Origin of the sequence: Kosakonia sp. SOY2, from assembly GCF_027109175.1 — a bacterium.
In the GTDB taxonomy this organism is placed as follows: domain Bacteria; phylum Pseudomonadota; class Gammaproteobacteria; order Enterobacterales; family Enterobacteriaceae; genus Kosakonia.
On record NZ_JAPVXH010000002.1, the window covers coordinates 156,032 to 182,720 of the forward strand.

At 54.8% G+C, this 26,689-nt stretch carries 24 protein-coding genes, 1 tRNA gene and 1 riboswitch; of the genes, 10 read left to right on the forward strand and 15 right to left on the reverse strand.

The genetic code is table 11. From position 1 onward, the window contains the following. Positions 1-150 precede the first annotated feature (150 nt). Positions 151-924: a siderophore-interacting protein gene (locus O3S68_RS13645; protein ID WP_269232017.1), complete on the forward strand. Its 774-nt coding sequence runs from the start codon at positions 151-153 to the stop codon at positions 922-924. Between the two features lie 36 nt (positions 925-960). On the opposite strand, the gene O3S68_RS13650 is transcribed toward O3S68_RS13645, so the two are convergent. The 7 genes from O3S68_RS13650 to O3S68_RS13680 all read right to left on the reverse strand — a co-directional run bounded on the left by O3S68_RS13650 (position 961) and on the right by O3S68_RS13680 (position 7,984). Beyond that, the gene (locus tag O3S68_RS13650) at positions 961-2,130 is read right to left on the reverse strand and encodes a DNA repair ATPase (protein WP_020455359.1); all 1,170 of its coding nucleotides are present in this window, start codon (positions 2,128-2,130) and stop codon (positions 961-963) included. A 267-nt stretch (positions 2,131-2,397) separates the two neighbouring features. After that, positions 2,398-3,540 (reverse strand): response regulator, encoded by a 1,143-nt coding sequence (locus O3S68_RS13655; RefSeq protein WP_017457425.1) that lies wholly within the window; start codon positions 3,538-3,540, stop codon positions 2,398-2,400. Next, positions 3,533-4,627 carry an HDOD domain-containing protein gene (locus O3S68_RS13660; protein ID WP_269231733.1) on the reverse strand — a complete coding sequence of 365 codons (1,095 nt, stop codon included), beginning with the start codon at positions 4,625-4,627 and terminating at the stop codon, positions 3,533-3,535. The genes O3S68_RS13655 and O3S68_RS13660 overlap by 8 nt, the downstream gene beginning before the upstream one ends. Beyond that, entirely contained in the window at positions 4,618-5,727 is a 1,110-nt protein-coding gene (locus tag O3S68_RS13665; protein ID WP_269231734.1) for a sensor histidine kinase, read from the reverse strand. The genes O3S68_RS13660 and O3S68_RS13665 overlap by 10 nt, the downstream gene beginning before the upstream one ends. A gap of 5 nt (positions 5,728-5,732) precedes the next feature. Then, positions 5,733-6,845, reverse strand: coding sequence for an FIST N-terminal domain-containing protein (locus O3S68_RS13670; protein WP_020455355.1), 1,113 nt, complete (start codon positions 6,843-6,845; stop codon positions 5,733-5,735). A gap of 390 nt (positions 6,846-7,235) precedes the next feature. Continuing rightward, a complete protein-coding gene (locus O3S68_RS13675; protein ID WP_097406009.1) occupies positions 7,236-7,604 on the reverse strand; it encodes an STY0301 family protein in 369 nt (122 codons plus the stop codon). Positions 7,605-7,908: 304 nt separating this feature from the next. Continuing rightward, a tRNA-Ile gene (locus O3S68_RS13680) sits at positions 7,909-7,984 on the reverse strand. Positions 7,985-8,110: 126 nt separating this feature from the next. On the opposite strand from O3S68_RS13680, the gene mug reads away from it, so the two are divergent. Further along, on the forward strand, positions 8,111-8,617 hold the full coding sequence (gene mug / locus O3S68_RS13685; protein WP_097406046.1) for a G/U mismatch-specific DNA glycosylase: 507 nt from the start codon (positions 8,111-8,113) through the stop codon (positions 8,615-8,617). 58 nt (positions 8,618-8,675) lie between these two features. Here mug and rpoD read toward each other — a convergent pair whose 3' ends face one another. From rpoD to rpsU, 3 genes are all read right to left on the reverse strand, one after another. Next, the gene (rpoD, locus tag O3S68_RS13690) at positions 8,676-10,517 is read right to left on the reverse strand and encodes an RNA polymerase sigma factor RpoD (protein ID WP_020455309.1); all 1,842 of its coding nucleotides are present in this window, start codon (positions 10,515-10,517) and stop codon (positions 8,676-8,678) included. Between the two features lie 156 nt (positions 10,518-10,673). Then, complete coding sequence (gene dnaG, locus O3S68_RS13695) at positions 10,674-12,419, reverse strand: DNA primase (protein WP_020455308.1); 1,746 nt, start codon at positions 12,417-12,419, stop codon at positions 10,674-10,676. Between the two features lie 168 nt (positions 12,420-12,587). Then, positions 12,588-12,803: a 30S ribosomal protein S21 gene (rpsU, locus tag O3S68_RS13700; RefSeq protein WP_001144069.1), complete on the reverse strand. Its 216-nt coding sequence runs from the start codon at positions 12,801-12,803 to the stop codon at positions 12,588-12,590. Positions 12,804-13,041: 238 nt separating this feature from the next. Between rpsU and tsaD the strand changes: the two genes are divergently transcribed. Next, a complete protein-coding gene (gene tsaD / locus O3S68_RS13705) occupies positions 13,042-14,055 on the forward strand; it encodes a tRNA (adenosine(37)-N6)-threonylcarbamoyltransferase complex transferase subunit TsaD (protein ID WP_269231735.1) in 1,014 nt (337 codons plus the stop codon). A 39-nt stretch (positions 14,056-14,094) separates the two neighbouring features. On the opposite strand, the gene plsY is transcribed toward tsaD, so the two are convergent. After that, complete coding sequence (gene plsY / locus O3S68_RS13710; RefSeq protein WP_020455306.1) at positions 14,095-14,718, reverse strand: glycerol-3-phosphate 1-O-acyltransferase PlsY; 624 nt, start codon at positions 14,716-14,718, stop codon at positions 14,095-14,097. Positions 14,719-14,881: 163 nt separating this feature from the next. On the opposite strand from plsY, the gene folB reads away from it, so the two are divergent. Continuing rightward, complete coding sequence (gene folB, locus O3S68_RS13715) at positions 14,882-15,250, forward strand: bifunctional dihydroneopterin aldolase/7,8-dihydroneopterin epimerase (protein WP_020455305.1); 369 nt, start codon at positions 14,882-14,884, stop codon at positions 15,248-15,250. A 107-nt stretch (positions 15,251-15,357) separates the two neighbouring features. Then, positions 15,358-16,176, forward strand: a complete 819-nt coding sequence (gene bacA, locus O3S68_RS13720; RefSeq protein WP_020455304.1) for an undecaprenyl-diphosphate phosphatase — start codon at positions 15,358-15,360, stop codon at positions 16,174-16,176. Between the two features lie 11 nt (positions 16,177-16,187). Here bacA and O3S68_RS13725 read toward each other — a convergent pair whose 3' ends face one another. After that, the gene (locus tag O3S68_RS13725; protein WP_269231736.1) at positions 16,188-17,429 is read right to left on the reverse strand and encodes a multifunctional CCA addition/repair protein; all 1,242 of its coding nucleotides are present in this window, start codon (positions 17,427-17,429) and stop codon (positions 16,188-16,190) included. A 67-nt stretch (positions 17,430-17,496) separates the two neighbouring features. Beyond that, entirely contained in the window at positions 17,497-18,111 is a 615-nt protein-coding gene (locus O3S68_RS13730; protein WP_020455302.1) for a TIGR04211 family SH3 domain-containing protein, read from the reverse strand. Positions 18,112-18,350: 239 nt separating this feature from the next. On the opposite strand from O3S68_RS13730, the gene O3S68_RS13735 reads away from it, so the two are divergent. From O3S68_RS13735 to hldE, 3 genes are read left to right on the forward strand one after another with little or no spacing between them, the layout of a single operon-like run. Next, on the forward strand, positions 18,351-19,652 hold the full coding sequence (locus tag O3S68_RS13735) for a CYTH domain-containing protein (protein ID WP_269231737.1): 1,302 nt from the start codon (positions 18,351-18,353) through the stop codon (positions 19,650-19,652). Between the two features lie 16 nt (positions 19,653-19,668). Then, positions 19,669-22,518, forward strand: a complete 2,850-nt coding sequence (gene glnE, locus O3S68_RS13740) for a bifunctional [glutamate--ammonia ligase]-adenylyl-L-tyrosine phosphorylase/[glutamate--ammonia-ligase] adenylyltransferase (RefSeq protein WP_269231738.1) — start codon at positions 19,669-19,671, stop codon at positions 22,516-22,518. Between the two features lie 46 nt (positions 22,519-22,564). Continuing rightward, a complete protein-coding gene (hldE, locus tag O3S68_RS13745) occupies positions 22,565-23,995 on the forward strand; it encodes a bifunctional D-glycero-beta-D-manno-heptose-7-phosphate kinase/D-glycero-beta-D-manno-heptose 1-phosphate adenylyltransferase HldE (protein WP_020455299.1) in 1,431 nt (476 codons plus the stop codon). 54 nt (positions 23,996-24,049) lie between these two features. Here the strand turns inward: hldE and ubiK are convergent, their stop codons facing one another. Next, positions 24,050-24,349, reverse strand: a complete 300-nt coding sequence (gene ubiK / locus O3S68_RS13750; protein WP_020455298.1) for a ubiquinone biosynthesis accessory factor UbiK — start codon at positions 24,347-24,349, stop codon at positions 24,050-24,052. Positions 24,350-24,471: 122 nt separating this feature from the next. Further along, positions 24,472-24,621: riboswitch (FMN riboswitch) on the forward strand. A gap of 106 nt (positions 24,622-24,727) precedes the next feature. Between ubiK and ribB the strand changes: the two genes are divergently transcribed. Both ribB and O3S68_RS13760 read left to right on the forward strand, forming a co-directional pair. After that, positions 24,728-25,381, forward strand: coding sequence for a 3,4-dihydroxy-2-butanone-4-phosphate synthase (gene ribB, locus O3S68_RS13755; protein ID WP_020455297.1), 654 nt, complete (start codon positions 24,728-24,730; stop codon positions 25,379-25,381). A gap of 264 nt (positions 25,382-25,645) precedes the next feature. Continuing rightward, positions 25,646-25,795 carry a hypothetical protein gene (locus O3S68_RS13760; protein ID WP_158539535.1) on the forward strand — a complete coding sequence of 50 codons (150 nt, stop codon included), beginning with the start codon at positions 25,646-25,648 and terminating at the stop codon, positions 25,793-25,795. 27 nt (positions 25,796-25,822) lie between these two features. On the opposite strand, the gene zupT is transcribed toward O3S68_RS13760, so the two are convergent. Next, positions 25,823-26,599 carry a zinc transporter ZupT gene (gene zupT / locus O3S68_RS13765; RefSeq protein ID WP_020455295.1) on the reverse strand — a complete coding sequence of 259 codons (777 nt, stop codon included), beginning with the start codon at positions 26,597-26,599 and terminating at the stop codon, positions 25,823-25,825. Between the last annotated feature and the right edge of the window lie 90 nt (positions 26,600-26,689).

Here is a 26,689-nt window from a genome sequence, read left to right on the forward strand (position 1 = left end):
GAATGATTTTTAATGACTTTATTTCCTGATTTAGCAACCGGTGCGCTTTCGTGTGGCTATATCTTAAAAAGATCTTGCCTTCTGCCTAATCAACAATCATTATCATTTGCACAACATTTAGATATATCGTATTCACGTTCACGAAGGCCGATTATGACAACCCACTCTCAACGCTATCCCCAGCGCGTGCGCAATGAGCTGCGCTTTCGCGAGTTAACTGTTTTGCGCGTCGAGCGTCCGGGTGCGGGCTTCCAGCGCATTGTGCTCGGCGGCGAGCAACTGGATGGCTTCACCTCCCGCGGCTTTGACGATCACAGTAAAGTCTTCTTCCCGCAGCCGGGTACGCACTTTGTACCGCCAGTCGTGACCGATGAAGGTATCGTCTGGGGCGATGGCCCGCGCCCGGCTTCCCGCGACTATACGCCGCTGTACGATGCCAGCCGCCACGAACTGGCGCTGGATTTCTATATTCACGACGGCGGCGTAGCGAGTCGCTGGGCGATGCAGGCGCAGGTGGGCGATAAATTGACTATTGGCGGGCCGCGCGGTTCGCTGGTGGTGCCGGAAGATTACGCCTGGCAGTTATATGTGTGCGATGAATCCGGTATGCCGGCGCTGCGCCGCCGCCTTGAAGCGCTCAGCCAGCTTGCTGTACGCCCGCAGGTCACAGCGGTGGTGAGCATTGCGGATGTTGCTTATCAAGATTATTTCGCGGATATAAACGGCTTTGATATTCAGTGGGTGGCGGGGCATCACCCGCAGGCCGTTGCCGACAAACTGGCGGCGATAAGCGTGCCGGAAAACGACTATTTTATTTGGCTGACCGGGGAAGGGGAGGTAGTGAAATCGCTGATGGATCGCTTTGAATCTGCCGACATCGATCAACAACTGGTGCGCGCGCAGGCCTACTGGCACAAGAAATAAACACAAAGCCCGGTACGATTACCGGGCTCGTTGCGCTCAGGCCACTTCGTCGTACTCGGCTTCGCTGACCTGCTGCTCCAGCGTCTGGCGGATCTCGGCCAGCGCTTTCTCCTGCTGGCGGAAGTAGGTTTCCCTGTCGCCAAGCGTGGAGATCAACTGCCAGGATTCCTCTTTTTCCAGCGTCGCCAGCTCTTCAATCAGGCTGGCAATATGCTGTTTGACTTCAACAATGCGCTGGCGCAGACGCTGCAGATCGTTGAGACGATCGCTCGCCATTAATGGCTCCAGCCCTTTTTGCAGACGGGTCAAAATCGAGCGGATGGCGCTCAGATCGCCGCGCTGGCGCGCCTGGTTAAGCTGCACCATCATGCTGTGAGCGTCGTTTTTCAGTTCGTTATCCACCAGGTCCGGGTGGCAGAGCTTACTGGCCTGGCGCCACAGGCGTTTTAGCTCATGACGTTCGTCTTCGCTCATCTTCTGCTCGAAGCTAAAGCGTTTTTCCGCGTCGTGCTGCTGCTCTTGGTAGCTTTCATACTCCTGCCGCGCTTCGTCGCGCGCCTGGCGCGTGGGCTCTTCCTCCCGCGTGAGGCCGCGCTCCAGTTCCTGCGCTTCGGCGAGCAGCGAGGCAATCAGCTCGCTTTGTTGTTGCAGATGCTTGCGCGCTTCCGCCGCCTGTAATGAGTGCGGTGGCATGCTCTGCCAGCGTTGCGTCAAGGTCACTAAAACGTCCACGGCTTGCGACAGGTATTTCTGGCAGCGCAGATAATCCGCCTCGCGACGGCGCGCTTCCGCTTCCTGGCGACGCACCGCCGCTTCGGCCAGCGTTTTACGCAGCCGCAAAATTTGCGACATCAGTGGCCCAAGGCGAGTTAAGTAGAGATCGTTGAATTCATCCAGCAGCTGGATACGCGCATTGCGTTTATCAATGAGTTCGCGCATTTGCTCTTCCAGCGCTTTCAGTTCCAGCTTACTGGCGGCCACTTGCGGATCCTGCCAGCTGACCACTGAACGCTGGTTTTGCAGCCAGACGGTGATGGCGCGCATCGCCTCGCTGTAATTTTTCTCTTCAAGTGCGTGAACGATAAACGCTAACTCCGGGTCCGTAACTTCATTTTTGAGTAAAGGAAGCTGGCTGAGGATGATGCCGTCATCCTCCAGTTCAATGGCGTATTTGATGATTTCAAGCCGTTTTATAGGTTTGTTCATGGCGTTTCGTCAAAGCGCGTTGAGTGTGTTAAAGGGAGTTGTTAATGCATCAAATCTGGACCATGGATGCAAATCTCGCAATAGCCCGGAGCCATATTACATGGGACATATTTCAATGCGTTAGTGTTTCTGTGAAAATTGCGTTTATGGCGCCTTTTTGCCGCGAAATGAGCAAAAAATTGCTTTATGGCGGGGTGTTTGCCCCGCCTGCAACGATTTACCTCTCTGCAACATAACGACGCGATTCCTCTCCCAATCGCGTACCGATCATGCCGATGCGGTGCTGTCTGGCAGCCCGCGAACCCGGATGGGTTCCTCAATGGCATTAGCCGCGAGCAAGCGTTGTAATGCCGAGATCGCCGTGTCGGTCAATTCGTGCCCTTTGGTCAGCACCATTAAGCCATTGGTGGTGCGGATATCTTCGTCTACCACCCAACCCGGCATCAGCTCGCGTATACGCGCAGAGCGCACGCCGGTCACATTGGAGCGGAAATCTGACAGGGATTTAATGATGTATTCAGGTAACGGTGGGTGCGCCGCCCGTAAAATTTCCCATGGCCGCTCCAGGCTCCATCCCCGCGCCGCATGTCGCTCCAGCTCAAGGGCTGCGCGCAGCAGATGGGCACCGCGTAAAACCTCAAGCGGCACATTCGGCGCCGGCTCTTTTGCCTGGTGGCGAATGATCCCGGCGACCAGTTCAAGACGGGGAATATTTTCCACCAGCTTTCCCGCGACGTCGGGATGCCCCAGCAGCAGTTTTTTCTCCTCCTCGGAGAGTTTGCGCTGAGCGGCATCAGCCTGAACGATATCGGCGGGAATACCAACACAGCCAATTTGGCTTAATGACGCGGCAATCGTGTAAATCCACTCATCTGGCCACTCCAGCTTCGGCAGTGCGTGGCGAACACAAGATTGGGCGAACGCCGCCCGCTGAAACGCCCACGGTGCGACCATGGCAAGCACTTCCGTCAGCGTTTTGACCGAGGCGGTGAGGGTGGTTGCCAGCAGCTCTTTTTCTGCGCAGACGAGACGATACTGGCGCACAGCGTCATTAAGCGCTGCGACCAGTTCTTCCTTCGGACACGGTTTGCAGAGATAGCGGAAAATGGCGCCTTTATTGATGGCGGCGATAGAGGACTCCACATCGGCCTGCCCGGTAAGCAGGATCCGCACGCTATCGGGCGAGAGTTCCCGCGCTTTCGCCAGAAAGGTGGCGCCATCCATGCCGGGCATGCGCATGTCGGACATGATTACCGCAAAGCGCTCTCCCCAACGAACAGCGTCCAGAGCGGCTTCGCCGCCTGGGGCCACCACCACATCAAATTCGCCAAACAGGTTTCGTTCCATCGCGGCGAGCACGTTAGGTTCATCATCTACGCACAGCACCCTGGGCAAGGCGGTATCAGTCATGAAGTGTGTCCTGTAGGTTAGCGAGCATCTGTTGCCATAAGGGGAGCTGGTCAAGCACGCCTGCTTTTTCAAGATAATCGCGATCGGGGGGGCTGTTGTTGGCCAACGCCACAGCGACATGCACCACACCAGACGCTCCGAATGCATCATGTGCGAAACGTGAGGGCTGGGCCTGCTCCGCCACTATTTCGACGATCTCCAGCGGTAATCCCCATACCGCCAGCAGGTAAGCGCCGACTGCTGAATGCATGGGAATAGCATTACATGTGGTTGTTTCGCTACCGATCTCGCTCATTTCGGGGATCAGCTTCCCAATATTCGCGAGTAGCGCGGCGGTGGATTCCAGCCCCTGATGGCCCGTCATCCGGGCGGCGAGTGAAGAGGCAAGAAGAGAGACCCGGCGTAACTCGCTGACCAAAGGATCCCTTTTCGCATCGGTAAAACAGTGTGACGCCAGCACCAGCAATTTCACCTGATCCATGCCGAGAAGTGTAATAGCGCTACCGATATCGTGGATTGGCGAACCTCTGTTGAACCAGGCGGAATTCGCAAGCTGCATGATTTTGGCGCTCAGCGCCGGGTCGCTGCCCAGCAATTCGGCAATCTGCCGGGTATCGCTCTCTGGGTTATTGAGAAGATGTTGAACGTCAGTGAACACCTTCGGTGCGGCGGGCAACTGATTGATTCGACCGACCATATCGAGCACCGCCGGATCGTTGAACATGGTGCGCAGAGAAAGCGCGCTTTCAATTATCGCTATTAACGTCGCGCTGTCGCAGGGTTTCGAGACAAATCGATGTGCAACTTCCAGCATACGCTGGGTGGCGCCGGGTTCTGAGTAGCCGGATAAAATGATACGTATCGTACCCGGCCAGCGGTTGCGCACCTGCGCCAGTAACTCTGCGCCATCCATAAAGGGCATACGCATATCAGAGACCACGACATCCGCCGGTGTTTCTTCCAGCATGGTCAGCGCTTCAGGGCCGCTGTTGGCGAAGCGGCACTCCCAGTCGATATCTTGCAACATGATGGCGCGCTCAATGCCTGAAAGCACCCGGCTTTCGTCATCAACGAACATCACTTGCATGCAGGCTCATCCTCGTTGCGGCAATGGAGCGGAAATTGCAGGATAAACGTGGAACCCACGCCTTCTTCTGACTCGCAGCGAATCTTCCCATTATGTTTGTCCACCACGGTGGAGTAGACAATCGCTAAGCCTTGTCCAGTCCCTTTACCCACCGCTTTAGTGGTGAAGAACGGATCGAAAATGCGGTCGCGGATCGCTGCGGGTATGCCACTGCCATCATCCTGGACGTGGATTTCTAGATAGTCGCCGTTCTGTAATGCTGAAATAACGATGCGGCCTTTCTCTTTCACTCCTTCCTGCAGGGTATCCGCAATGGCGTGGGCGGCATTGACCACCAGGTTGAGAATGGCCTGGCCGACCATGTCACGCAGGCAGGGGAGCTGCGGTAAGTTGTCGGCGATGTTAGTTTCGAGCTCCGCCACATATTTCCACTCGTTGCGGGCCACAGTGACCGTGGTATTAATCACATCGCGCACATCTATCCGCTCTTTCACATTCTTCGAAGGGTGGGAAAACTCCTTCATCGCGGCGACAATCCGCGCAATATGCTCAAGCCCCTCCAGAGACTCGTCCAGCGCGCCTGGAATTTGTCGACGCAGAAAATCAATTTTTGTGCGTTTGAGCGTCGTATCGAACTCTGCCATCACCGGATCATCGGCCATTTTTTTGCGCGCAACGTCCGCGAGCGCGAGGGCGGCATTCAGCAGTTTTAGCAGCGAGTCCGTGGCACCTTTGATGAAGCCGACATTATCGGCAACATACTGCGTCGGGGTGTTGATTTCGTGGGCGATACCGGCGGCGAGCTGACCGATAGACTCCATTTTTTGCGCCTGAAGTAGCTGGGTCTGCGCCAGACGCAGCTCGGCCAGCGCCTTTTCCAGCTCATGCCGTTCGTTTTCCAGTTCCATTGTCTTACGCGCGACCACTTTCTCCAGCCCGACATTTTGTTCGAGAATGGCAAATGGTGTGGCGTGACTGTGCCGGGCTTCCTGGGCGATGCGGCGTTTCAGCACATCAATGGTTTTATCCCTGGCTGCGAGTTTGCGCTCGTAGTCAGCAGGGGAAAGAGGCAGGGTAGAGGCTTCGGAAAAGAGCGACATGATATTTACCCTCCAATGGCGACACCGGTAAATGTCTGGTTGACATGCAACCCGTTGTACTGCTCACCGTAGGTTGAAAACCCCACCACCCGGTTCTGCACCATGATTTCGCCGATCTGCTGTTCCAGCCCCTCTTTTTCGAACTGGAGACGGCGCAGGATACAATCGCAGCCGATGATGACGGCAGGGTTTGGGATCGTCTCGTGCACTTTTTCAAACGCCTGGCTAAACGTCTGGATCGGATCTTCCGCTTTGCCGATCGAGACGATCAACCCCTCTTCGATAGCGCAATAACAGGTAAGCGAGAGATCGTCGTTCATTTTCTGAATGGAACGGACGTAAGGCTCATCGCCGAAAGAGAGCACCAGCGGGTTGCGGGAAAAGACAGTTGGTGTCAATTCATCGACGGTAAGACCAAGGGATTCGGCATAGATCTGCGCGGCGGGTTCACCGTTGATCTCCATAATGAGCCGTTTTTCCGCGTCCGCCTCGGTGATAACCAGCTCGACATCGCTGGGTACAAAATGCTGGATCTTAAACGTGGCGACCGGTGAACTGGTTTCGATAACCGCGAAAACGGCAGCGTCAGAGATAAAATGACCATCGCCATCATATATAAAGCTTTTTTCGAAACGCAGATCGTCACCGGCAGAGCCGCCAATGAGGGGCACATTACCAATCTGTTGATAAAGGTTTGCCACCAGCCGCTCTTCGGCCATCGACAGGCCATCCACCAGCAGCAGACCAAAACGATGCAGGTTTGGTCTCTCTTCGCTATCGCGGCGAATGGTTTCTGCGATATCCGTAATGACCGAGGTGTATTCAAGCAGAGGATGAATGATAAACGCGCGGGCGTGAAAACCATCGCTCAGCCCGAGACCCAGCAGCCCAGAATGCTGAAAGCCTTCAGTGCCAATATGACCGGAAGAGGTACAACCGATGCAGGGGCAGGAGAAGGTGTTTTTTAATTCGCGGCCTAACACCTCCAGATCGTAATCCGGAGAGCAAAAGAAAAGGATGGTTTCAACATCGTCATGACCGATTTGGGCGGCAAACTGGGCAACGGCTTCGACCGGATCAGGAGATTCACTGCTGGCATATCTGGGCTGGAAACTCACGGCAAATTCTCCCACTCTGTGCAGCGGTTTTCGCCTCTGCGGTAGCATGACCCAATGCATTGCTCATTGGTCTGATGAAGGAAGATTAGGAGGTGGGTGAGTAAATATCAAATCGGCAGGTTGATAATTTGACAGGCTTTTTACTTCGCTTTTCTTTTTGCATCGGTACGGTAAATTCCGCGCATTTCCGCCGGTACAGACGCGGCTGAAGAATTAACTTTTTTAAGTGCAGAAGCTGCTCGGCGAAGAGATGAGAAACTTGTTGATTAGGTTATTCGGGGCCTCGAGTCAGGTCGATATGCTGTGGCGTGTGGGGGCAATTATTCAAAGAAATCAGCGCTTAGCTCATTTCGAACGCCACTATTTCATTCCTCGCTTACTGTGGCGGGATTATTGGCAATGGGCGATCAGATTATTGTGCTGGTCATATGAGGCCGAGCATTTCTGCGCCGTTGCCGGAACCACCAATTCGACAGTTTGCTGCGTATTTTTATACCGGCAAACAACGTAGAGCGATGTTTTATGCTGCCTTGCTTCGTCCTGATAATCTGCCAGGGTCCAGGCAGTGTCTTTATCAGTATCCGGCATGAGTTCGACCTGTTCTTTTGGCGGCCCGACAAACAAGCTGGCATCCGTCAGGGCATGTTGCCTCATCGTCAGTGAGGGGAATTGCGGGCACTGAATGCTGTTTGCCTGCGCAATTCTGGCTAACGACAACACGGCTAAAGTGAAAAGAGTGCGTTTATTCCACAACTTCATAATTATCCCCGTTGTTTGCCGTGTATGATTCATGATGAACACGAATTATACGTTTGCTGACAGGATAAAGTGCAGCCACTTTTTTACCAGAGGTAATGTTCTGCGAGAAACTGACTGTAACCTCCTGCCCTAGATATATAGCCGGATGAGAGAACCCATCGGCATGATTACCCCAGTCTTTTTTGGCGGAAGTTTTTGGTATTTATTTAACATCAGCCGCCATTTTGGCGACTCGCCAGGATCCAGAAACAAAAAAGCCACTTCAATCGAAGTGGCTTAATTATATGATTTTAAAGATAAAATTTGGTGGCCCCTGTTGGGTTTGAACCAACGACCAAGCGATTATGAGTCGCCTGCTCTAACCACTGAGCTAAGGGGCCGTGGCGGGGAATTATAAAGTAACTTACCCCTGCAATCCAGCAGGAATCACCTGGCTGATGTTTTTATAAACAACGCATTTTCAATCTCTTATACTGGAGTTTATCGCTTTTGTACGGGAGTTAAGCATGATCCACGATATTCTGGCGCCGGGACTGCGGGTGGTGTTTTGTGGCATCAATCCGGGTAAATCATCTGCTCATACCGGTTTCCATTTTGCCCATCCGGGGAATCGTTTCTGGAAAGTTATCCATCAGGCCGGTTTTACCGACCAGCAACTGCGCCCCGAAGATGAGCGGCATCTGCTGGATACCCGCTGTGGCATCACTATGCTGGTTGAGCGCCCAACAGTGCAGGCCACGGAAGTCGGGTTGCATGAGCTGCGGAACGGCGGCAGGGAACTGGTCAAGAAAATTGAGGATTATCAGCCCGCTGCGCTGGCGGTGTTAGGAAAGCAAGCCTTTGAGCAGGCGTTTAGTGTACGCGGTGCGAACTGGGGTAAGCAAAATATGACGATCGGCGTGACGCAGGTCTGGGTGCTGCCAAATCCCAGTGGGCTTAATCGTGCAACGCTGGATAAGCTGGTGGAAGCGTATCGTGAACTGGACGAGGCACTGGTGATGCGCGGCCTGTAACGGCAACTAGTGGGTAAAAAAAAGCTCCCGTGCGGGAGCTTTTTTATCGCCTGACGAATTAATCGTCGAGGAAGCTACGCAGCACTTCAGAACGGCTCGGATGGCGCAGTTTACGCAGCGCTTTCGCTTCGATCTGACGGATACGTTCGCGGGTCACGTCAAACTGTTTACCCACTTCTTCCAGCGTGTGGTCGGTGTTCATATCGATACCGAAACGCATACGCAGAACTTTCGCTTCACGGGCGGTCAAGCCAGCCAGAACGTCGTGCGTTGCGGCGCGCAGACTTTCAGTGGTTGCAGAGTCCAGCGGCAGCTCGAGGGTGGTATCCTCGATGAAATCACCCAGATGCGAATCTTCATCATCACCGATTGGTGTTTCCATGGAGATAGGCTCTTTCGCGATTTTCAGCACCTTACGGATCTTATCTTCCGGCATCAGCATACGCTCAGCCAGCTCTTCCGGCGTGGGTTCACGGCCCATTTCCTGCAACATCTGGCGGGAGATACGGTTGAGCTTGTTGATAGTCTCAATCATATGCACCGGAATACGAATGGTGCGCGCCTGATCCGCGATGGAACGGGTGATCGCCTGACGGATCCACCAGGTTGCATAGGTGGAGAATTTGTAACCACGGCGGTATTCGAACTTATCAACCGCTTTCATCAGACCGATGTTGCCTTCCTGAATCAGATCGAGGAACTGCAGACCGCGGTTGGTGTATTTCTTGGCGATAGAAATAACCAGACGCAAGTTCGCTTCCACCATCTCTTTCTTCGCACGACGCGCTTTCGCTTCGCCGATAGACATACGACGGTTGATGTCTTTTACTTGCTCAATGGTCAGGCCGGTTTCTTCTTCAATCTGTTGCAGTTTCATCAGGCTGCGTTGAACTTCTTCTGCCACTTCATGCAGTTTTTCCGACCACGGTTTGTTCATGGCCAGCGCAGCGTTAAACCAGGTTTCGTTGGTTTCGTTGCCGGTGAACAGCGTAATGAAGTTTTTCTTCGGCATTTTGCACTGTTCAACACACAGTTTCATGATGATGCGTTCCTGGGTACGTACGCGATCCATCATGACTCGCATGCTGTTGACCAGGTAATCGAACTGTTTTGGCACCAGACGGAACTGTTTGAACACTTCAGACAGCTTCAGGATCTCTTCCTGCGCGGCAACGTGGCTGCGTCCTTTGGCTTTGATAGTGTCGCGAGTCAGTTCGTACTGGGTACGTAGCTCAGCGAATTTTTCACGCGCCAGTTCAGGATCGATGCTGTTGTCATCATCGCTGTCGTCGTCTTCTTCATCTTCTTCGTCTTCATCATCATCCATCTCTTCGCTGGAGAGTTCAGAACCGACGTGGGTCGCGGTTGGCGCCATGTCTTCTTCAGCGTTTGGATCGACAAAGCCGGTGATCAAATCTGAGAGGCGAGCCTGTTCAGCTTCAACGCGATCATACTGCTCCAGCAGATAGGTGATCGCTTCCGGGTATTCGGCAACGGAGCACTGAACCTGGTTGATGCCGTCTTCGATGCGTTTAGCGATGTCGATTTCGCCTTCGCGGGTCAGCAGCTCAACGGTGCCCATTTCGCGCATGTACATGCGCACCGGGTCAGTGGTTCGCCCGATTTCAGATTCAACGCTGGAAAGCACTTGTGCGGCGGCTTCTTCCGCATCTTCGTCAGTGTTGTTGGAGTTTTCGGCCAGCAACAGATCATCGGCGTCCGGTGCTTCTTCCATCACCTGGATGCCCATGTCGTTGATCATTTGGATGATGTCTTCGATCTGATCGGAGTCGACGATATCTTCCGGCAGATGGTCATTGACCTCGGCATAGGTCAGATAGCCTTGCTCCTTACCACGGGTGACAAGAAGCTTCAGCTGTGACTGCGGGTTTTGCTCCATAAGACGGTATCCACACTTAATTCATGAGGGTTGGTGTCGGTCGGCGAAATAAACCGCCAACATTTAACGCGAGGGTGTATTTATATTTTTGCCGCTGGCCCTCATCGCGGCTGTCGGGATCTTCCCGATCGGTTATCGGCACTTAAGCCGTTGAATTCACTTTTTTGCCAGTTCCTGGTTCAATTGCCAGAGTTCCCGGCGTTCTTCGCTGCTTAAACCATGTGTGCGGTCACGAGCTATTAACTCTTCTTGCCGCCGTTCAAGCATCGAATCAAACATATGATTGAGCGCGTCGGTGAACGTTTTTTCAGCGATGTCTTTATCTGCTATATCGTCCCACATCGACAGTTTTTCAAGGGTTGCGGCCTCTTTTGTGCCGCGATAGTGCTCAAGCAACTGGCCAGTAGTCAGGCCTGGCTGTGACAAACAAGTGTTGACCAGTTCTGTAAATAAGCCAAGCCCGGCAAGCCTTGAGTGATCCAAACCCTCTAACGGCGGCACCTTCGGAGCCAGTTCCGGGTTCTGGATCAATAACCCTATCAGTATACGCATGGTTGTGCGTTTTAGCTGCGGAGCGGGGCGCGGCGTTGCGCTTTCCACCTGTTTTGGCATTAATCGATCAAGTTGCGCATCGTCGAATATGCCAATTTTATTCCCCAACAGCTGGCGCAGCTGGATGCGTAGCGTTTCGCCCGGCACCTGGTTGATTAACGGCAGCGCTAATGCGGCAAGCTGCGTTGTACCATCCGGTGTGGTTAAATCCGCCTGCGGCAACAGGCTGTTGAACAGAAACGTGGAGAGCGGCAGAGCCTGCTCCATCCGCGCTTCGAACGCCTCTTTGCCCTCTTTACGCACCAGCGTGTCCGGATCTTCGCCATCCGGTAAAAACATAAAACGCAGCTGACGGCCATCGCTCATATAAGGCAGCGCGGTTTCCAGCGCTCGCCATGCGGCATCACGGCCAGCACGGTCACCGTCGTAACAACAGATAACATTTTTAGTTACGCGAAAAAGTAACTGAATATGATCCGCCGTTGTTGACGTTCCAAGCGACGCCACCGCATAGTTGATGCCGTATTGCGCCAGCGCCACCACGTCCATATAGCCTTCGACGACTAGCAGTCGCTGAGGCTCGTCATTGTCCTGCTGCGCTTCATAAAGGCCATACAGCTGACGGCCCTTATGGAAAATATCTGTTTCCGGGGAGTTCAGGTACTTAGGCGTATCGTTACCCAGAACGCGCCCACCAAAACCAATCACCCGGCCACGTTTGTCACGAATGGGAAACATGACCCGTTCGCGGAAACGATCGTAACTGCGTCCCTGATCGTTTGTGACCAGCATGCCCGCATCAATCAATGATTTACGGTTTTCGCTGTTGCCGCCAAAACGCTTTAATACGTTGTCCCAGCCGGGTGGCGCGTAACCAATGGCGAACCGCTCAATGATTTCGCTGCTCAAACCGCGTCTGGACAGATACTGGCGTGCAGGCTCTGCGGCAGGTTGTGTCAACGATTGCTGATAAAACGCGTTTAGCCCATCCATTAATTGATAGAGCGTTTGCCGTTGATGGCGCTCTATCAGGCTGGGTCCACTGCCTGCTTCAAATGGCACTTCAAGGTTGTGCATTGCCGCCAGTTCTTCGACGCTTTCGACAAACTCGAGCTTGTCGTAGTTCATCAGGAAGTCGAGGGCGTTGCCATGCGCGCCGCAGCCAAAGCAGTGGTAAAACTGTTTTTCACCGTTCACGGTGAAAGAGGGCGTTTTTTCGTTATGGAAAGGACAACACGCGTGATAGTTCTTGCCCTGCTTTTTCAGCTTTACACGCGCGTCGATGAGATCGACGATGTCGGTGCGCGCCAGCAGGTCATTAATAAAGACACGTGGAATTCGTCCAGCCATAAGCCCCGTTTTGATCTTTTATAGCCGTTGTTTTCCGGGCCAACATAATGCGACCGAAATCCGCAGGTTATATCAGGTTATAAACGAAAATAAGCCGCGCATTCCTTTCGGAAGCACGGCCTTACAACTACAACTCGGTCTAAACGAAAGGGCGCTTGCCCTGACAGATTAGTACAGACGAGTACGGCGTGCGTTTTCGCGAGCCAGTTTCTTCGCGTGACGTTTCACTGCGGATGCTTTAGCGCGTTTACGTTCGGTAGTCGGTTTTTCATAGAACTCACGACGACGAACTTCCGCCAGAACACCTGCTTTCTCGCAGGAACGTTTGAAGCGACGCAGAGCTACGTCGAACGGCTCGTTTTCACGTACTTTAATTACCGGCATGTGCCTCTCACCTTTGATTAATTCGGTTTGCCGCTGGCGTTCACGCCAGCTTATTTCAAAATGGTGCGGAATTTTACTGCAAGTGCTGCTGCTTTGTAAAGCACCGCCGCCCTTTTTGAAAGGGGACTTTTGTAAGGGTGAGGAGTATACACGAACTCCGCTGCAGGAGTGAGCAAAGTTTTACTTCGACCCGCATTCGCCCTACACTGCGCGCTATTGCAAAGAGGTAAACAGAGTCATGCGCATACTGGGCATTGAAACATCCTGCGATGAAACCGGCATCGCAATCTATGACGATCAACAAGGGCTGTTAGCCAACCAACTGTATAGTCAGGTAAAACTTCATGCCGATTACGGCGGTGTTGTGCCAGAGCTGGCTTCGCGCGATCACGTGCGTAAAACCGTACCGCTGATTCAGGCCGCGTTGAAAGAGTCCGGATTAACTGCGAAAGATATCGATGCAGTGGCTTACACCGCAGGGCCTGGTCTTGTCGGTGCGCTGCTGGTTGGCGCGACGGTTGGCCGTTCGCTCGCTTTCGCCTGGGACGTTCCCGCCATCCCGGTTCACCATATGGAAGGGCACTTGCTGGCGCCAATGCTGGAAGAGAATCCACCGGCGTTTCCATTCGTTGCGCTGCTGGTTTCCGGTGGGCATACGCAGCTTATCAGCGTAACCGGCATCGGACATTATGAGCTGCTTGGTGAGTCGATTGATGATGCCGCCGGGGAAGCTTTTGATAAAACGGCTAAGCTGCTGGGGCTTGATTACCCGGGCGGGCCGATGCTCTCAAAACTGGCGGCTCAGGGCACGGAAGGCCGTTTTGTTTTCCCGCGTCCGATGACCGATCGTCCGGGGCTGGATTTTAGCTTCTCCGGTCTGAAAACTTTCGCGGCGAACACCATTCGTAACAACGGTTCTGACGATCAAACCCGCGCCGATATTGCGCGTGCGTTTGAAGACGCCGTAGTCGATACGCTGATGATCAAATGCAAGCGTTCGCTGGATCAAACCGGTTTTACGCGTCTGGTTATGGCCGGTGGCGTGAGCGCCAACCGTACGCTGCGCGCGAAACTGGCGGAAATGATGCACAAGCGTCATGGCGAAGTGTTCTATGCACGCCCGGAGTTTTGCACCGATAACGGCGCGATGATCGCCTATGCGGGAATGGTGCGTCTGAAAGCGGGTAATGATGCAGGGCTGGGTGTGACTGTGCGTCCACGCTGGCCACTGGCGGAGTTGCCTGCGGCGTAAACCGTGATGGCCCGGTAGCACACTGTGCGCCGGGCGATATTATGACGCTTTTCCTTTCTCTTCTTTTTTCTTCTTCAGCTTCGACCAGATTTTGCCTTCCTGATGTCGCCACAGCCGCTGAATATTGTCGTGATGGCGTAGCAGGATCAGGCAGGACAGCATCGCGACCGGGAAAGTGAACTGCGGTTTGAACCACCAGACGTAAAATGGCGCGATCAACGCGCTGACAATCGCCCCCAACGATGAATAGCCGCTCAGCAGCACCGTTAACAGCCAGGTTCCCGCCATCACGCCCGTTAAATCCCAGCCGATAGGTGCGATAGCGCCAAATGCCGTCGCCACGCCTTTACCGCCTTGAAACTTAAAGAAAACCGGCCAGATATGACCCAGACAGGCGGCAATCGCGATAAGGCCGAGCCAGAACGGTGTTACGCCAAGGGCATACGCGCCCCACACCGGCAGCATGCCTTTTAAGACATCAAAAATCAGTACCGTTAGCGCGGCACCTTTGCCGCCAATGCGTAATACGTTGGTCGCTCCGGGATTACCGGAGCCACTCTCGCGCGGATCGGGCAGACCGGCGATGCGGCAGACCAGAATGGCGCTGGAAATAGAGCCACAAAGGTATGCAAGGAGAATCATCCCAGGCGCGATTGCACTCATAACGCTGTTCCGTTGTGAAAATGTCGTTTTATTCTCTGCATCCATGGATAATACGCATAAATGATGGAAAGTGGTATCCAGGTTTTGCGCAAAATCTGACAGGCAGCCAATAAAGATGCGGCCTGGCGGCGGCAATGACGGGGCAAATAGCAGGCGAGGTGAAATGGACATTGTATTTATAGAGCAACTTTCGGTTATCACCACCATTGGTGTTTACGACTGGGAACAGACCATTGAGCAGAAGCTGGTGTTCGATATCGAAATGGCCTGGGATAACCGCGTGGCGGCGAAAAGCGACGATGTGAATGATTGTCTGAGCTACGCGGATATCGCTGATGTGATTATCGGCCACGTCGAAGGCGGGCGTTTTGCACTGGTTGAACGCGTTGCGGAGGAAGTCGCTGAGCTGCTGCTGGCTCGTTTTAATTCGCCCTGGGTACGTATCAAATTGAGTAAACCAGGCGCGGTTGCGCGCGCGCTGAATGTGGGTGTGGTTATCGAACGTGGCCTAAATCTGAAAGAAAGTATTTAAATTCATAATAGTTAAACCAAGCGCTAGTATTCAGGTCATAGATCTCGGTCTTTCGCGGCTTCTCCACGGGATAAGCCGTTTTTTATATCTTTTTAGGGGTTTATTTGATGGGCGATATGCATTCATTGCTGGTAGCAGCCATTCTGGGTGTCGTTGAAGGTCTCACAGAATTTCTGCCCGTATCCAGTACCGGTCACATGATCATCGTGGGGCATTTATTAGGCTTTGAAGGTGATACGGCAAAAACGTTCGAGGTGGTGATCCAGTTAGGTTCGATCCTCGCGGTGGTGGTGATGTTCTGGCGACGTTTGTTTGGCCTGATTGGCATTCATTTCGGCAGGCAGCCGCATGAAGGGACTGGCACCGGCCGCCTGACGCTGATTCATATCCTGTTAGGCATGATCCCGGCGGTGGTGCTGGGGCTGGTATTCCACGATACCATCAAATCGCTATTTAACCCGCTCAATGTGACCTATGCGCTGGTAGTCGGAGGTTTCTTGCTGATTGCCGCCGAAGTGCTGAAGCCGAAAGTCCCGCGCGCGCAGGGCGTGGATGATATGACCTATCGCCAGGCGTTTATGATTGGTTGTTTCCAGTGTCTGGCGCTGTGGCCGGGTTTTTCCCGCTCCGGGGCGACGATCTCCGGCGGCATGTTGATGGGCGTTAGCCGCTATGCGGCGTCCGAGTTCTCTTTCCTGCTGGCGGTGCCGATGATGATGGGCGCGACGGTACTGGATCTCTACAAGAGCATGGGCTTTCTCACCGTGGGTGATATCCCGATGTTCGCCGTGGGCTTTATCACCGCATTTATCGTTGCGCTGATCGCTATCAAAACCTTCCTGGAGCTGATTAAACACATCTCCTTTATTCCGTTTGCGATTTACCGTTTTGTGGTCGCAGCAGCGGTTTATCTGGTCTTCTTCTAAGGCTTGCGCCCTCAGTCTTTCGGCTGAGGGCAGCGATGTTCCTTCCAGACCGCCAGCGCTGCAATCCGTCGACGCGTCAGCTCTTCCCGCACTTCTGCTCCCGTAAACCCTGCCTCTATGACTGCTTTCGTTGGCACGGCGCGCGCCACTTCCCAGGCTTCACGCAGTAAACGCCCCTGCGAATAGTCGCAGGCTTCAAAACCGGTGCGCCCACGCACGTCCGCTTCGCTGGTCAGTGCGATTTGCTCGACACGCTGCGGTTTACGCCATGCGTCGATGGAATCGAACAATTTGACGATGGTTTTCGGCTGCAAAATGGGGAAGGTATGGATCAGGTCGTGAAACTCCGCCACCAGTTTGGCTAAATCGCGGATCTCGTTGGGTACGCGCAGCCGCTGGCACAACCCCTCGACCAGTTTAACGCCCGCCGGGCCGTGCCCATGATGGCGCGGCCAGAGCGCTTTTGGCGTCAGCGCTTTGCCTAAATCGTGGCACAACGTGGCGAAACGCACATCCACCTGCGGGCTGAGCATCGCCGCCATCGAGAGCGTCATTAACGTGTGCACACCTGTATCGATCTCCGGATGCCATTTCGCCGGTGCCGGTACGCCAAACAGCGCGTCGATCTCCGGGAACAGCACTTTCAGCGCACCGCAATCGCGTAGCACCTGGAAATAAACCTGCGGATTGCGGGTTTGCAGCGCGCTCTCGGTCTCTTTCCACACCCGTTCGGGTGTCAGGTGTTCAAGTTCACCCGCATCGGTCATCGCGCGCATCAGAGCCAGCGTTTCATCGGCGATACGGAAGCTAAGGTGCGCGTAACGGGCGGCAAAGCGCGCGACGCGTAACACGCGCAGCGGATCTTCACCAAAAGCGGGGGAGACGTGGCGCAGAATGCGGTTACGCAGATCCTGCTGGCCGCCATAGGGATCGATAATCTCGCCCTGGCTATCTTGCGCCAGCGCGTTCACGGTTAAATCACGGCGCAGCAGATCCTGCTCCAGCGTCACATCTGGCGCGGCATGACAGGTGAAACCGGTATAGCCGGATCCAGATTTGCGCTCGGTACGCGCCAGCGCATACTCTTCGTGGCTTTGCGGGTGGAGGAATACAGGAAAGTCGCGGCCTACCTGCTGGTAGCCCGCGTCGAGCATCTCTTGCGGCGTCGTGCCGACAACAACCCAATCTTTGTCTTTGACCGGCAGGCCCAACAACGTATCACGAACTGCACCACCGACCAGATAACTCTTCACGCCGCCACTCTCCTCTACACATTTGCCGACAGATAATACGTAAGTGTAGAGAAGATGGCGAATCTGCTTAGTTCATCCAGCGATCTTTGCGTTTACGGGTGGGGATCATATGCGGTAACAACAGGCCGAGGATCAGGCCCGCGCCCAGCACGCCGCCGCCATACATAAACCACTGCATAATGATGGTGCGCTGTTTGTCATCGAGTTGCAGGTTCGCGGCATTCACCTTCTTCTGCGCCACGATTAACTCATTTTTGAGCTTTTGATTTTCATCTTTCAGACCGCTAATCACGCCATCGCTCTGGGCGACTTTCTGCTGCATCTCAGCGGTTTTCTGGTTCCAGGTATTATCGATATTGCTCAGTTTATCGGTCAGCGTTTTCACCTGGTTTTCCAGCTCTGGCACGCGGGTGCGCAGACTTGGCTGGCTGTTCAGCTCTTTCAGTGGGATCCACGCGGTACGCCCGGTGCTATCGCGCACCTGGCCGTAATCACTGTTTTCCTGCAACAGCGTGACTTCCTCGCCGGCATTTACCGTGCCGACAAGGCGATAATTATCGCCCGGGCCGCTACGTACCCAGGTATTCAGTTCATCGGAAACATAACGTTTTTCTTCGGCGTGGGTACCAACAGACACGCTAAGTGCAAAAAGGGTTAATCCAATCAGGCGTAATTTTGGCATCAGGCAGTCATTATTTTCATTAAACGTGAGTGATAAACAGTGGCAACAGTCTGACGACACCCGGCTGCTGGCATCAATCGGAATCTTCCAGGTCAAACTGCGCACTTACGCGAACTTTTGCACCCGTCAGATTGCGCATTGCATGGCAATTTGACGCAAAATACTATCTACTGACAAACATCGGGCGCGTTAGTTCGCCGAAATTTTCACTGATGTGACATAACCATAAGTGCAAGGCCATGGCTCAGGAAATCGAATTAAAGTTTATCGTGAAGAGCGATAGCGTGGAAACGCTTCGTCAACATCTGCACACGCTGACCGAAGAACATATCGCGTCCAGCCAGTTACTCAACATCTATTACGAGACGCCGGATAACTGGCTGCGCGGCCACGATATGGGGCTGCGCATCCGCGGTTTTGACGGTCAGTACGAGATGACGATGAAAATCGCCGGGCGGGTAATTGGCGGTTTGCATCAGCGGCCTGAATACAATATTCCGCTTACCCAGCCGGAACTCGATCTGGCGCGCTTCCCGGCGGAAGTATGGCCTGATGGCGTACTTCCGCAAGATTTACAGGCGCGAGTGCAGCCGCTGTTTAGCACCGATTTCTACCGTGAAAAATGGCTGGTTAACGTTGGCGAGAGCCGCATTGAGATTGGCCTTGATTTAGGCGAAGTCAAAGCGGTTGAATTTGTTGAGCCGATTTGCGAACTGGAGCTGGAACTGCTGAGCGGTTCTCCGGCGGATATCCTCAAGCTGGCGCGCCAGCTGGTGAATGTCTCCGGGCTGCGTCAGGGTAGCCTGAGCAAAGCGGCGCGCGGTTACCACCTGGCGCAGGGCAATGCCGTGCGTGAACGCCGCCCAACAGCGATTCTGCAAACCCCTGCCAAGGCCAGCGTTGAGCAGGCTTTTGCCGCCGCGCTGGAACTGGCGTTGTCGCAATGGCAATACCATGAAGAGCTATGGGTGCGTGGAAATGAGAAAGCGAAAGCCGATGTTCTGAGCGCCATTGCCTTGCTGCGCCACACGCTGGCGCTGTTTGGCGGTATTGTCCCACGCAAAGCGAGCGCTCACTTACGTGATCTGCTGACCCAGTCTGAAGCGACCATTACGTCTGCCGTTTCAGCGAATACGGCGGTGTGGAGCGCGCAGTCAGCCCTGGCGAAACTGGTGCTCACCGAGTGGTTAGTGACGCAGGGCTGGCGAACCTTCCTTGATGAAAAAGCGCAGGCCAAATTCGCCGACTCCTTTAAACGCTTTGCCGATGTCCATCTGTCACGCTGCGCCGCCGAGCTGAAAAAAGCCTTTGCCCAGCCGCTGGGCGACAGCTATCGCGACCAGTTGCCGCGCCTGGCGCGTGATATCGACAGCGTGTTACTGATGGCCGGGCATTACGATCGCGCACGCGCCGTGGAGTGGCTGGAAAACTGGCAGGGGCTTCAGCACGCCATTGAAACGCGCCAGAGAGTCGAAATCGAACATTTCCGTAATACCGCGATTACCCAGGAGCCGTTCTGGTTGCACAGCGGAAAACGTTAACGAAAGGATATTTCGCATGCCGCACCACGCAGGATTGTTGCAACACTGGCAAACGGTTTTTTCTCGTCTGCCGGAAGCGATCACCGCGCAGCCACTGAGCGCGCAGGCGCAGTCAGTGCTCACTTTTAGTGATTTTGTTCAGGACAGCATCATCGCGCATCCTGAGTGGCTGGCAGAGCTTGAAAGCGCGCCACCGCCGGCGAACGAGTGGCAACACTATGCGCAATGGCTGCAGGCGGCGCTGGAGGGTATCACCGATGAAGCCTCGCTGATGCGCGCGCTGCGGTTGTTTCGCCGTCGCATCATGGTGCGCATCGCCTGGAGCCAGGCGCTCCAGTTGGTGGCGGAAGAGGATATCCTGCAACAGCTCAGCGTGCTGGCGGAAACCCTGATTGTTGCCGCGCGCGACTGGCTCTATGACGCCTGCTGCCGTGAGTGGGGAACGCCGTGCAATCCGCAAGGCGTGCCGCAGCCGATGCTGGTGCTCGGTATGGGCAAACTGGGCGGCGGCGAACTCAATTTCTCATCCGATATCGATTTGATTTTTGCCTGGCCGGAAAATGGCGCAACGCGCGGCGGACGCCGTGAACTGGATAATGCGCAGTTTTTTACCCGCCTTGGTCAACGGCTGATTAAAGTCCTCGACCAGCCAACGCAGGATGGCTTTGTCTACCGCGTCGATATGCGCTTGCGCCCGTTTGGCGACAGCGGCCCGCTGGTGCTGAGCTTTGCCGCGCTGGAAGATTACTACCAGGAGCAGGGGCGCGACTGGGAGCGCTACGCGATGGTGAAAGCGCGCATTATGGGCGACAACGACGGCGACCATGCGCGAGAGTTGCGTGCAATGCTGCGCCCGTTTGTTTTCCGCCGCTATATCGACTTCAGCGTGATCCAGTCCCTGCGCAACATGAAAGGCATGATTGCCCGCGAAGTGCGTCGCCGTGGCCTGAAGGACAACATAAAACTCGGCGCGGGCGGGATCCGCGAAATTGAATTTATCGTCCAGGTTTTCCAGCTGATTCGCGGCGGTCGCGAGCCTGCGCTGCAATCGCGTTCGCTGTTGCCGACGCTTGCGGCCATTGATCAACTGCATCTGCTGCCGGATGGCGACGCAACCCGACTGCGCGAGGCGTATTTGTGGCTGCGACGGCTGGAAAACCTGCTGCAGAGCATCAATGACGAACAGACACAGACGCTGCCGGGCGATGAACTGAATCGCGCGCGCCTCGCCTGGGGAATGGGTAAAGAGAGCTGGGAAGCGCTGAGCGAAACGCTGGAAGCGCATATGTCGGCGGTGCGCCGGATCTTTAACGAACTGATTGGTGATGACGAGACTGATTCGCCGGAAGATGCACTTTCTGAGAGCTGGCGCGAACTGTGGCAGGATGCGTTGCAGGAAGAGGATTCTACGCCTGTGCTGGCGCATCTCGCAGAGGACGATCGCCGCCGCGTAGTGGCGCTGATTGCCGATTTTCGCAAAGAGATGGATAAACGCACTATCGGCCCGCGCGGGCGGCAGGTGCTCGATCACTTAATGCCGCATCTGCTCAGCGATGTATGCTCGCGTGACGATGCGCCAGTGCCGCTGTCGCGCCTGACCCCGCTGCTTACCGGGATTATTACCCGCACCACATACCTTGAGCTGCTGAGTGAATTCCCTGGCGCACTGAAACACCTCATTTCCCTGTGCGCCGCCTCGCCGATGGTTGCCAGCCAACTGGCGCGCTACCCGATCCTGCTCGATGAACTGCTCGACCCGAACACGCTCTATCAACCGACGGCGATGAACGCCTACCGCGATGAGCTGCGCCAATACCTGCTGCGCGTGCCGGAAGAGGATGAAGAGCAACAGCTTGAGGCGCTGCGGCAGTTTAAGCAGGCGCAGTTGCTGCGCGTGGCGGCGGCGGATATCGCCGGTACGTTACCAGTAATGAAAGTGAGCGATCACTTAACCTGGCTTGCGGAAGCGATTATTGATGCGGTGGTGCAGCAAGCCTGGGGGCAGATGGTGGCGCGTTACGGCCAGCCGACGCATCTGCACGATCGCGAAGGGCGCGGTTTCGCGGTCGTCGGTTATGGCAAACTGGGCGGTTGGGAGCTGGGTTACAGCTCCGATCTGGATCTGGTGTTTCTGCACGACTGCCCGATGGATGTGATGACTGATGGCGAGCGTGAAATAGATGGCCGCCAGTTCTATCTGCGACTTGCGCAGCGCGTGATGCACTTGTTCAGCACGCGCACATCGTCCGGCATTCTTTATGAAGTCGACGCGCGTTTGCGCCCATCTGGTGCTGCGGGAATGCTGGTGACCACTGCGGAATCGTTCGCTGATTATCAGAAAAACGAAGCATGGACGTGGGAACATCAGGCGCTGGCCCGCGCGCGCGTGGTGTATGGCGATCCGCAACTGACTGCCGAGTTTGATGCCATTCGCCGCGATATCCTGATGACGCCGCGCGACGCCACTACGCTGCAAACCGAAGTGCGCGAAATGCGCGAAAAAATGCGTGCCCATCTTGGCAACAAGCACAAAGATCGCTTCGATCTGAAAGCCGATGAAGGCGGTATCACCGACATTGAGTTTATCGCCCAATATCTGGTGCTGCGTTTTGCCCATGACAAGCCGAAACTGACGCGCTGGTCGGATAACGTGCGCATCCTTGAAGGGCTGGCGCAAAACGGCATCATGGATGAGCAGGAAGCGCAGGCATTGACGCTGGCGTACACCACATTGCGTGATGAGCTGCACCACCTGGCGCTGCAAGAGTTGCCGGGACATGTGGCGCTCTCCTGTTTTGTCGCTGAGCGTGCGCTTATCAAAACCAGCTGGAACAAGTGGCTGGTGGAACCGTGCGCCCCGGCGTAAGTGTGATATCATCGCGCGCAAATTTTGTATCTCTCAGGAGACAGGAATGAAAGTGACGCTGCCAGAGTTTAAGCAAGCCGGTGTAATGGTGGTGGGTGATGTGATGCTGGATCGTTACTGGTACGGTCCAACCAGCCGTATCTCTCCGGAAGCGCCAGTCCCGGTTGTGAAAGTCGATACCATTGAAGAGCGACCGGGCGGTGCGGCAAACGTGGCGATGAACATTGCCTCGCTGGGCGCAACGGCGCGTCTGGTTGGTCTGACTGGCATTGACGATGCGGCGCGCGCGCTGAGCAAAGCGCTGGCGGATGTTAATGTTAAATGTGACTTCGTTTCTGTTCCGACGCATCCAACCATCACTAAGCTGCGCGTGCTGTCGCGCAACCAGCAGCTGATTCGCCTGGATTTTGAAGAGGGTTTTGAAGGGGTTGATCCGCAACCGCTGCATGAACGCATTAGCCAGGCGCTTGGCAACATTGGCGCGCTGGTGCTGTCGGATTACGCTAAAGGGGCGCTGGCAAGTGTTCAGCAGATGATCGCGCTGGCCCGCAAAGCCGGTGTGCCGGTGCTTATCGATCCGAAAGGCACGGATTTTGAACGCTATCGCGGGGCCACGCTGCTGACTCCGAACCTGTCCGAGTTTGAAGCGGTGGCCGGGAAGTGCAAAAGCGAAGATGAGATCGTGGAACGCGGCATGAAATTGATTGCCGATTACGAGCTCTCTGCGCTGCTGGTTACCCGTTCCGAGCAGGGGATGACGCTGTTGCAGCCGGGCAAAGCGCCGCTGCATATGCCGACCCAGGCGCAGGAAGTGTATGACGTCACCGGTGCGGGCGATACGGTGATTGGCGTGCTGGCGGCGACGCTGGCGGCCGGGAATTCGCTGGAAGAGGCGTGCTACTTCGCCAACGCGGCCGCAGGCGTGGTGGTCGGTAAACTCGGTACCTCAACCGTGTCACCAATCGAGCTTGAAAATGCCGTGCGTGGCCGTGCGGAAACCGGCTTCGGTGTGATGACGGAAGACGAACTGAAAGTCGCTGTCGCGGCGGCGCGTAAGCGCGGCGAGAAAGTGGTGATGACCAACGGCGTGTTCGACATTCTGCATGCCGGGCATGTCTCTTATCTGGCGAATGCGCGCAAACTGGGCGATCGCCTGATTGTTGCGGTTAACAGTGATGCGTCCACCAAACGCCTGAAAGGAGAAACCCGTCCGGTGAACCCGCTGGAGCAGCGCATGATTGTGCTGAGCGCGCTGGAAGCGGTGGACTGGGTGGTGTCGTTTGAAGAGGATACGCCGCAGCGTCTGATTGCCGGGATCCTGCCTGATCTGCTGGTGAAAGGTGGTGATTACAAACCCGAACAGATCGCGGGCAGCGAAGAGGTGTGGGCGAACGGCGGGGAAGTGCTGGTGCTCAACTTTGAAGACGGCTGCTCAACCACCAACATCATCAAAAAGATCCAGAAAGACAGCCAATAACGGCGCTGCTGGTGAATGGTGAAAAGAAAAAGCCCTCTTTATGAGGGCTTTTTACTATTGTTCATCAACCGGTGGAATGGCGGGGGCCGGTTTCACTTCGGTGACGTTGCCGCTGCTGCGGCTTTCCAGCTCGCTGAGGCGCTGTTCCAGCAACGCCAGTTTTTCGCGGGTGCGCAGCAGAACCTGCGTCTGCACGTCAAACTCTTCGCGGCTCACCAGATCGAGGCGGGTTAACTGCGATTGCAGCGTCTGACGGATTTTCTTTTCAACGTCTTCCCCAAACTCACGGATCCCTTTCGGCATGGATTCGTGAACCTGTCGCGCAATCTGTTCAATTTTCTTCGGATCAATCATGTTGGGGTCCCTGTTCGGATAGGCTCATAGGGTTATTGTAGTGTGATAACCCCAGGTGATAAACCAGAATTGTTTGAAGCTTATGCATTGCCGAAGATTATCAATGGCGTTATAGTTATCGCGCTTATTCTCAGGGCGGGGCGAAATTCCCCACCGGCGGTAAATCAGCGCATGCTGAAAGCCCGCGAGCGCTTCAGGTTAACGCCTGAAGGTCAGCAGATCCGGTGTAATTCCGGGGCCGACGGTTAAAGTCCGGATGGGAGAGAGTAACGAATCTGTCGGGCAATGACGCCCGCTCGCGTTATTTTTTTGCCGCATTGCGACACTCCTAAGACTGCCCTGATTCTGGTAACCATAACTTTATTGAGGTCTTTTACCATGAATCAGACGCTGCTTTCTTCTTTTGGCACGCCTTTCCAACGTATTGAACACGCGCTTGCCGCGCTGCGCGAAGGCCGCGGTGTGATGGTGCTCGATGACGAGAACCGCGAAAACGAAGGCGACATGATTTTCGCCGCCGAAACCATGACCGTTGAGCAGATGGCACTGACCATTCGCCACGGTAGCGGCATTGTTTGCCTGTGCCTGACCGACGAACGCCGTAAACAACTCGATCTGCCAATGATGGTAGAGAACAACACCAGCGCATTTGGCACCGGTTTTACTGTGACCATTGAAGCGGCGCATGGCGTAACCACCGGCGTTTCGGCGGCTGACCGTATTACTACTGTTCGTGCGGCGATTGCCGATGGCGCAAAACCGTCCGATTTGAACCGTCCAGGCCACGTGTTCCCGCTGCGCGCGCAGCCGGGTGGCGTGCTGACCCGTGGTGGTCACACAGAAGCGACTATCGATTTAGTGACGCTGGCAGGCTTCAAACCGGCGGGTGTGCTGTGTGAATTAACCAATGATGATGGTTCAATGGCGCGTGCCCCGGAATGCATCGCGTTTGCGAAACAGCACAATATGGCGGTAGTGACGATTGAAGACCTGGTGGCTTATCGCCAGGAACATGAGCGCAAAGCCAGCTAACAGTTAACCTTCTCCGTAAAAATCCGCAGCCAAGAGCTGCGGATTTTTTTTGCCTGTCCTGCATCAAAGTTTGGCGCGCTTCTGGTCATCACGCATTGAAAATGAATTGTTCTACTTATAAAGTGGTAAGCGCTAAAGCGAGTATTAAAAGGGATTTGAGATTTTTCTAACTCGTTCAATTTAAGTGGCTTTGTAATTAATTTGTGAAGCAATTTTTGCCGAATATATGACGGAGGCAATGTGTTCATTTCCTGGTATTGGATTGTGGCTGTTGTTGTGATTGTCTTTGGTTATATCCACGTGCTTAAACGTAATTGCAAAGCCTGCCGTCATGATCGGGAAGCGATATATAAAGGTTATTTACGCGTGGTGGAGGAGTTGAAAAAACACCGGCGCGTTGGGCAGGGCGATTAATACACCGCTGCCCGTCATCACTCTGACTTACCCGCCAAACCCCATCGCCTGTAACGCCACCAGGCTTAATCCCATCACCGACATGCCGCACAGCACGCCATAGCTTGGGTTGTTATTGGGATCGATCTCTTTTGCCAGCGGCATCAGCTCATCGACCGACAGCGCTACCATGATCCCGGCGACTGCAGCCATAATCGCCGCCATCACTACCGGTGATACCAGGCTTCCCAGAATCAGCCACGCCAGCACCCCACCAAGGATTTCCGCCATACCTGAAATACCCGCCCAGAAAACCGCACTGCGTTTTGACCCGGTCGCCGCATAGACCGGCCCTGCAACCGCCAGTCCTTCAGGAATATTGTGTAATGCGACCGCAAAAGCGATGCCAAAGCCGAGTTCCAGGTCGTTACTGGCGGTAACGTAAGTGGCGATCCCTTCGGGAAAATTATGCAGGCTGATACCGAGCGTCAGCAAAATGGCGGTACGGCGAATGCCGCGCGGAAAAGTTTGCTGTGTGCCCTGCATTAAATCTTGCGGATGCGCGTGCGGCAGCAGGCGATCCAGTGCGAAATAGCCCAGCAACCCGACCACAAACATGCCGTAGCCGAGCATGGGCGACATATTTTCCGTTGCCAGCGCGGCGGGCAGCATCTCCATCAGTGAGATAAGCAGCATGATCCCGGCGGCAAAGCCGAGTGAAAACGCCAGTACGCGGTTTGAGGGCTTCTGGCCGATAACACCAAGAAGCGCGCCAATAAACGTCGCCGCGCCTGCCAGGATGGTCAGAATCAAAGGTACTGACATAAGTTACTCCTTTATGATAATCATTCTCATTAATCTAAGATTTTGTTGCAAAAAAAGCGAGACGGAGTGGCGACCTTTACGCATTCCTTA

Excerpts from the sequence above, each read along its gene's own strand:
- dnaG (WP_020455308.1), bottom strand. The coding sequence starts at position 12,419 with ATGGCTGGACGAATTCCACGTGTCTTTATTAATGACCTGCTGGCGCGC.
- plsY (WP_020455306.1), bottom strand. The coding sequence starts at position 14,718 with ATGAGTGCAATCGCGCCTGGGATGATTCTCCTTGCATACCTTTGTGGC.
- ubiK (WP_020455298.1), bottom strand. The coding sequence starts at position 24,349 with ATGATTGATCCGAAGAAAATTGAACAGATTGCGCGACAGGTTCACGAA.
- tsaD (WP_269231735.1), top strand. The coding sequence starts at position 13,042 with ATGCGCATACTGGGCATTGAAACATCCTGCGATGAAACCGGCATCGCA.
- glnE (WP_269231738.1), top strand. The coding sequence starts at position 19,669 with ATGCCGCACCACGCAGGATTGTTGCAACACTGGCAAACGGTTTTTTCT.
- O3S68_RS13655 (WP_017457425.1), bottom strand. The coding sequence starts at position 3,540 with ATGACTGATACCGCCTTGCCCAGGGTGCTGTGCGTAGATGATGAACCT.
- O3S68_RS13650 (WP_020455359.1), bottom strand. The coding sequence starts at position 2,130 with ATGAACAAACCTATAAAACGGCTTGAAATCATCAAATACGCCATTGAA.
- hldE (WP_020455299.1), top strand. The coding sequence starts at position 22,565 with ATGAAAGTGACGCTGCCAGAGTTTAAGCAAGCCGGTGTAATGGTGGTG.
- folB (WP_020455305.1), top strand. The coding sequence starts at position 14,882 with ATGGACATTGTATTTATAGAGCAACTTTCGGTTATCACCACCATTGGT.
- rpsU (WP_001144069.1), bottom strand. The coding sequence starts at position 12,803 with ATGCCGGTAATTAAAGTACGTGAAAACGAGCCGTTCGACGTAGCTCTG.
- rpoD (WP_020455309.1), bottom strand. The coding sequence starts at position 10,517 with ATGGAGCAAAACCCGCAGTCACAGCTGAAGCTTCTTGTCACCCGTGGT.
- O3S68_RS13660 (WP_269231733.1), bottom strand. The coding sequence starts at position 4,627 with ATGCAAGTGATGTTCGTTGATGACGAAAGCCGGGTGCTTTCAGGCATT.
- O3S68_RS13665 (WP_269231734.1), bottom strand. The coding sequence starts at position 5,727 with ATGTCGCTCTTTTCCGAAGCCTCTACCCTGCCTCTTTCCCCTGCTGAC.
- mug (WP_097406046.1), top strand. The coding sequence starts at position 8,111 with ATGATCCACGATATTCTGGCGCCGGGACTGCGGGTGGTGTTTTGTGGC.
- O3S68_RS13675 (WP_097406009.1), bottom strand. The coding sequence starts at position 7,604 with ATGAAGTTGTGGAATAAACGCACTCTTTTCACTTTAGCCGTGTTGTCG.
- zupT (WP_020455295.1), bottom strand. The coding sequence starts at position 26,599 with ATGTCAGTACCTTTGATTCTGACCATCCTGGCAGGCGCGGCGACGTTT.
- O3S68_RS13730 (WP_020455302.1), bottom strand. The coding sequence starts at position 18,111 with ATGCCAAAATTACGCCTGATTGGATTAACCCTTTTTGCACTTAGCGTG.
- ribB (WP_020455297.1), top strand. The coding sequence starts at position 24,728 with ATGAATCAGACGCTGCTTTCTTCTTTTGGCACGCCTTTCCAACGTATT.
- bacA (WP_020455304.1), top strand. The coding sequence starts at position 15,358 with ATGGGCGATATGCATTCATTGCTGGTAGCAGCCATTCTGGGTGTCGTT.
- O3S68_RS13735 (WP_269231737.1), top strand. The coding sequence starts at position 18,351 with ATGGCTCAGGAAATCGAATTAAAGTTTATCGTGAAGAGCGATAGCGTG.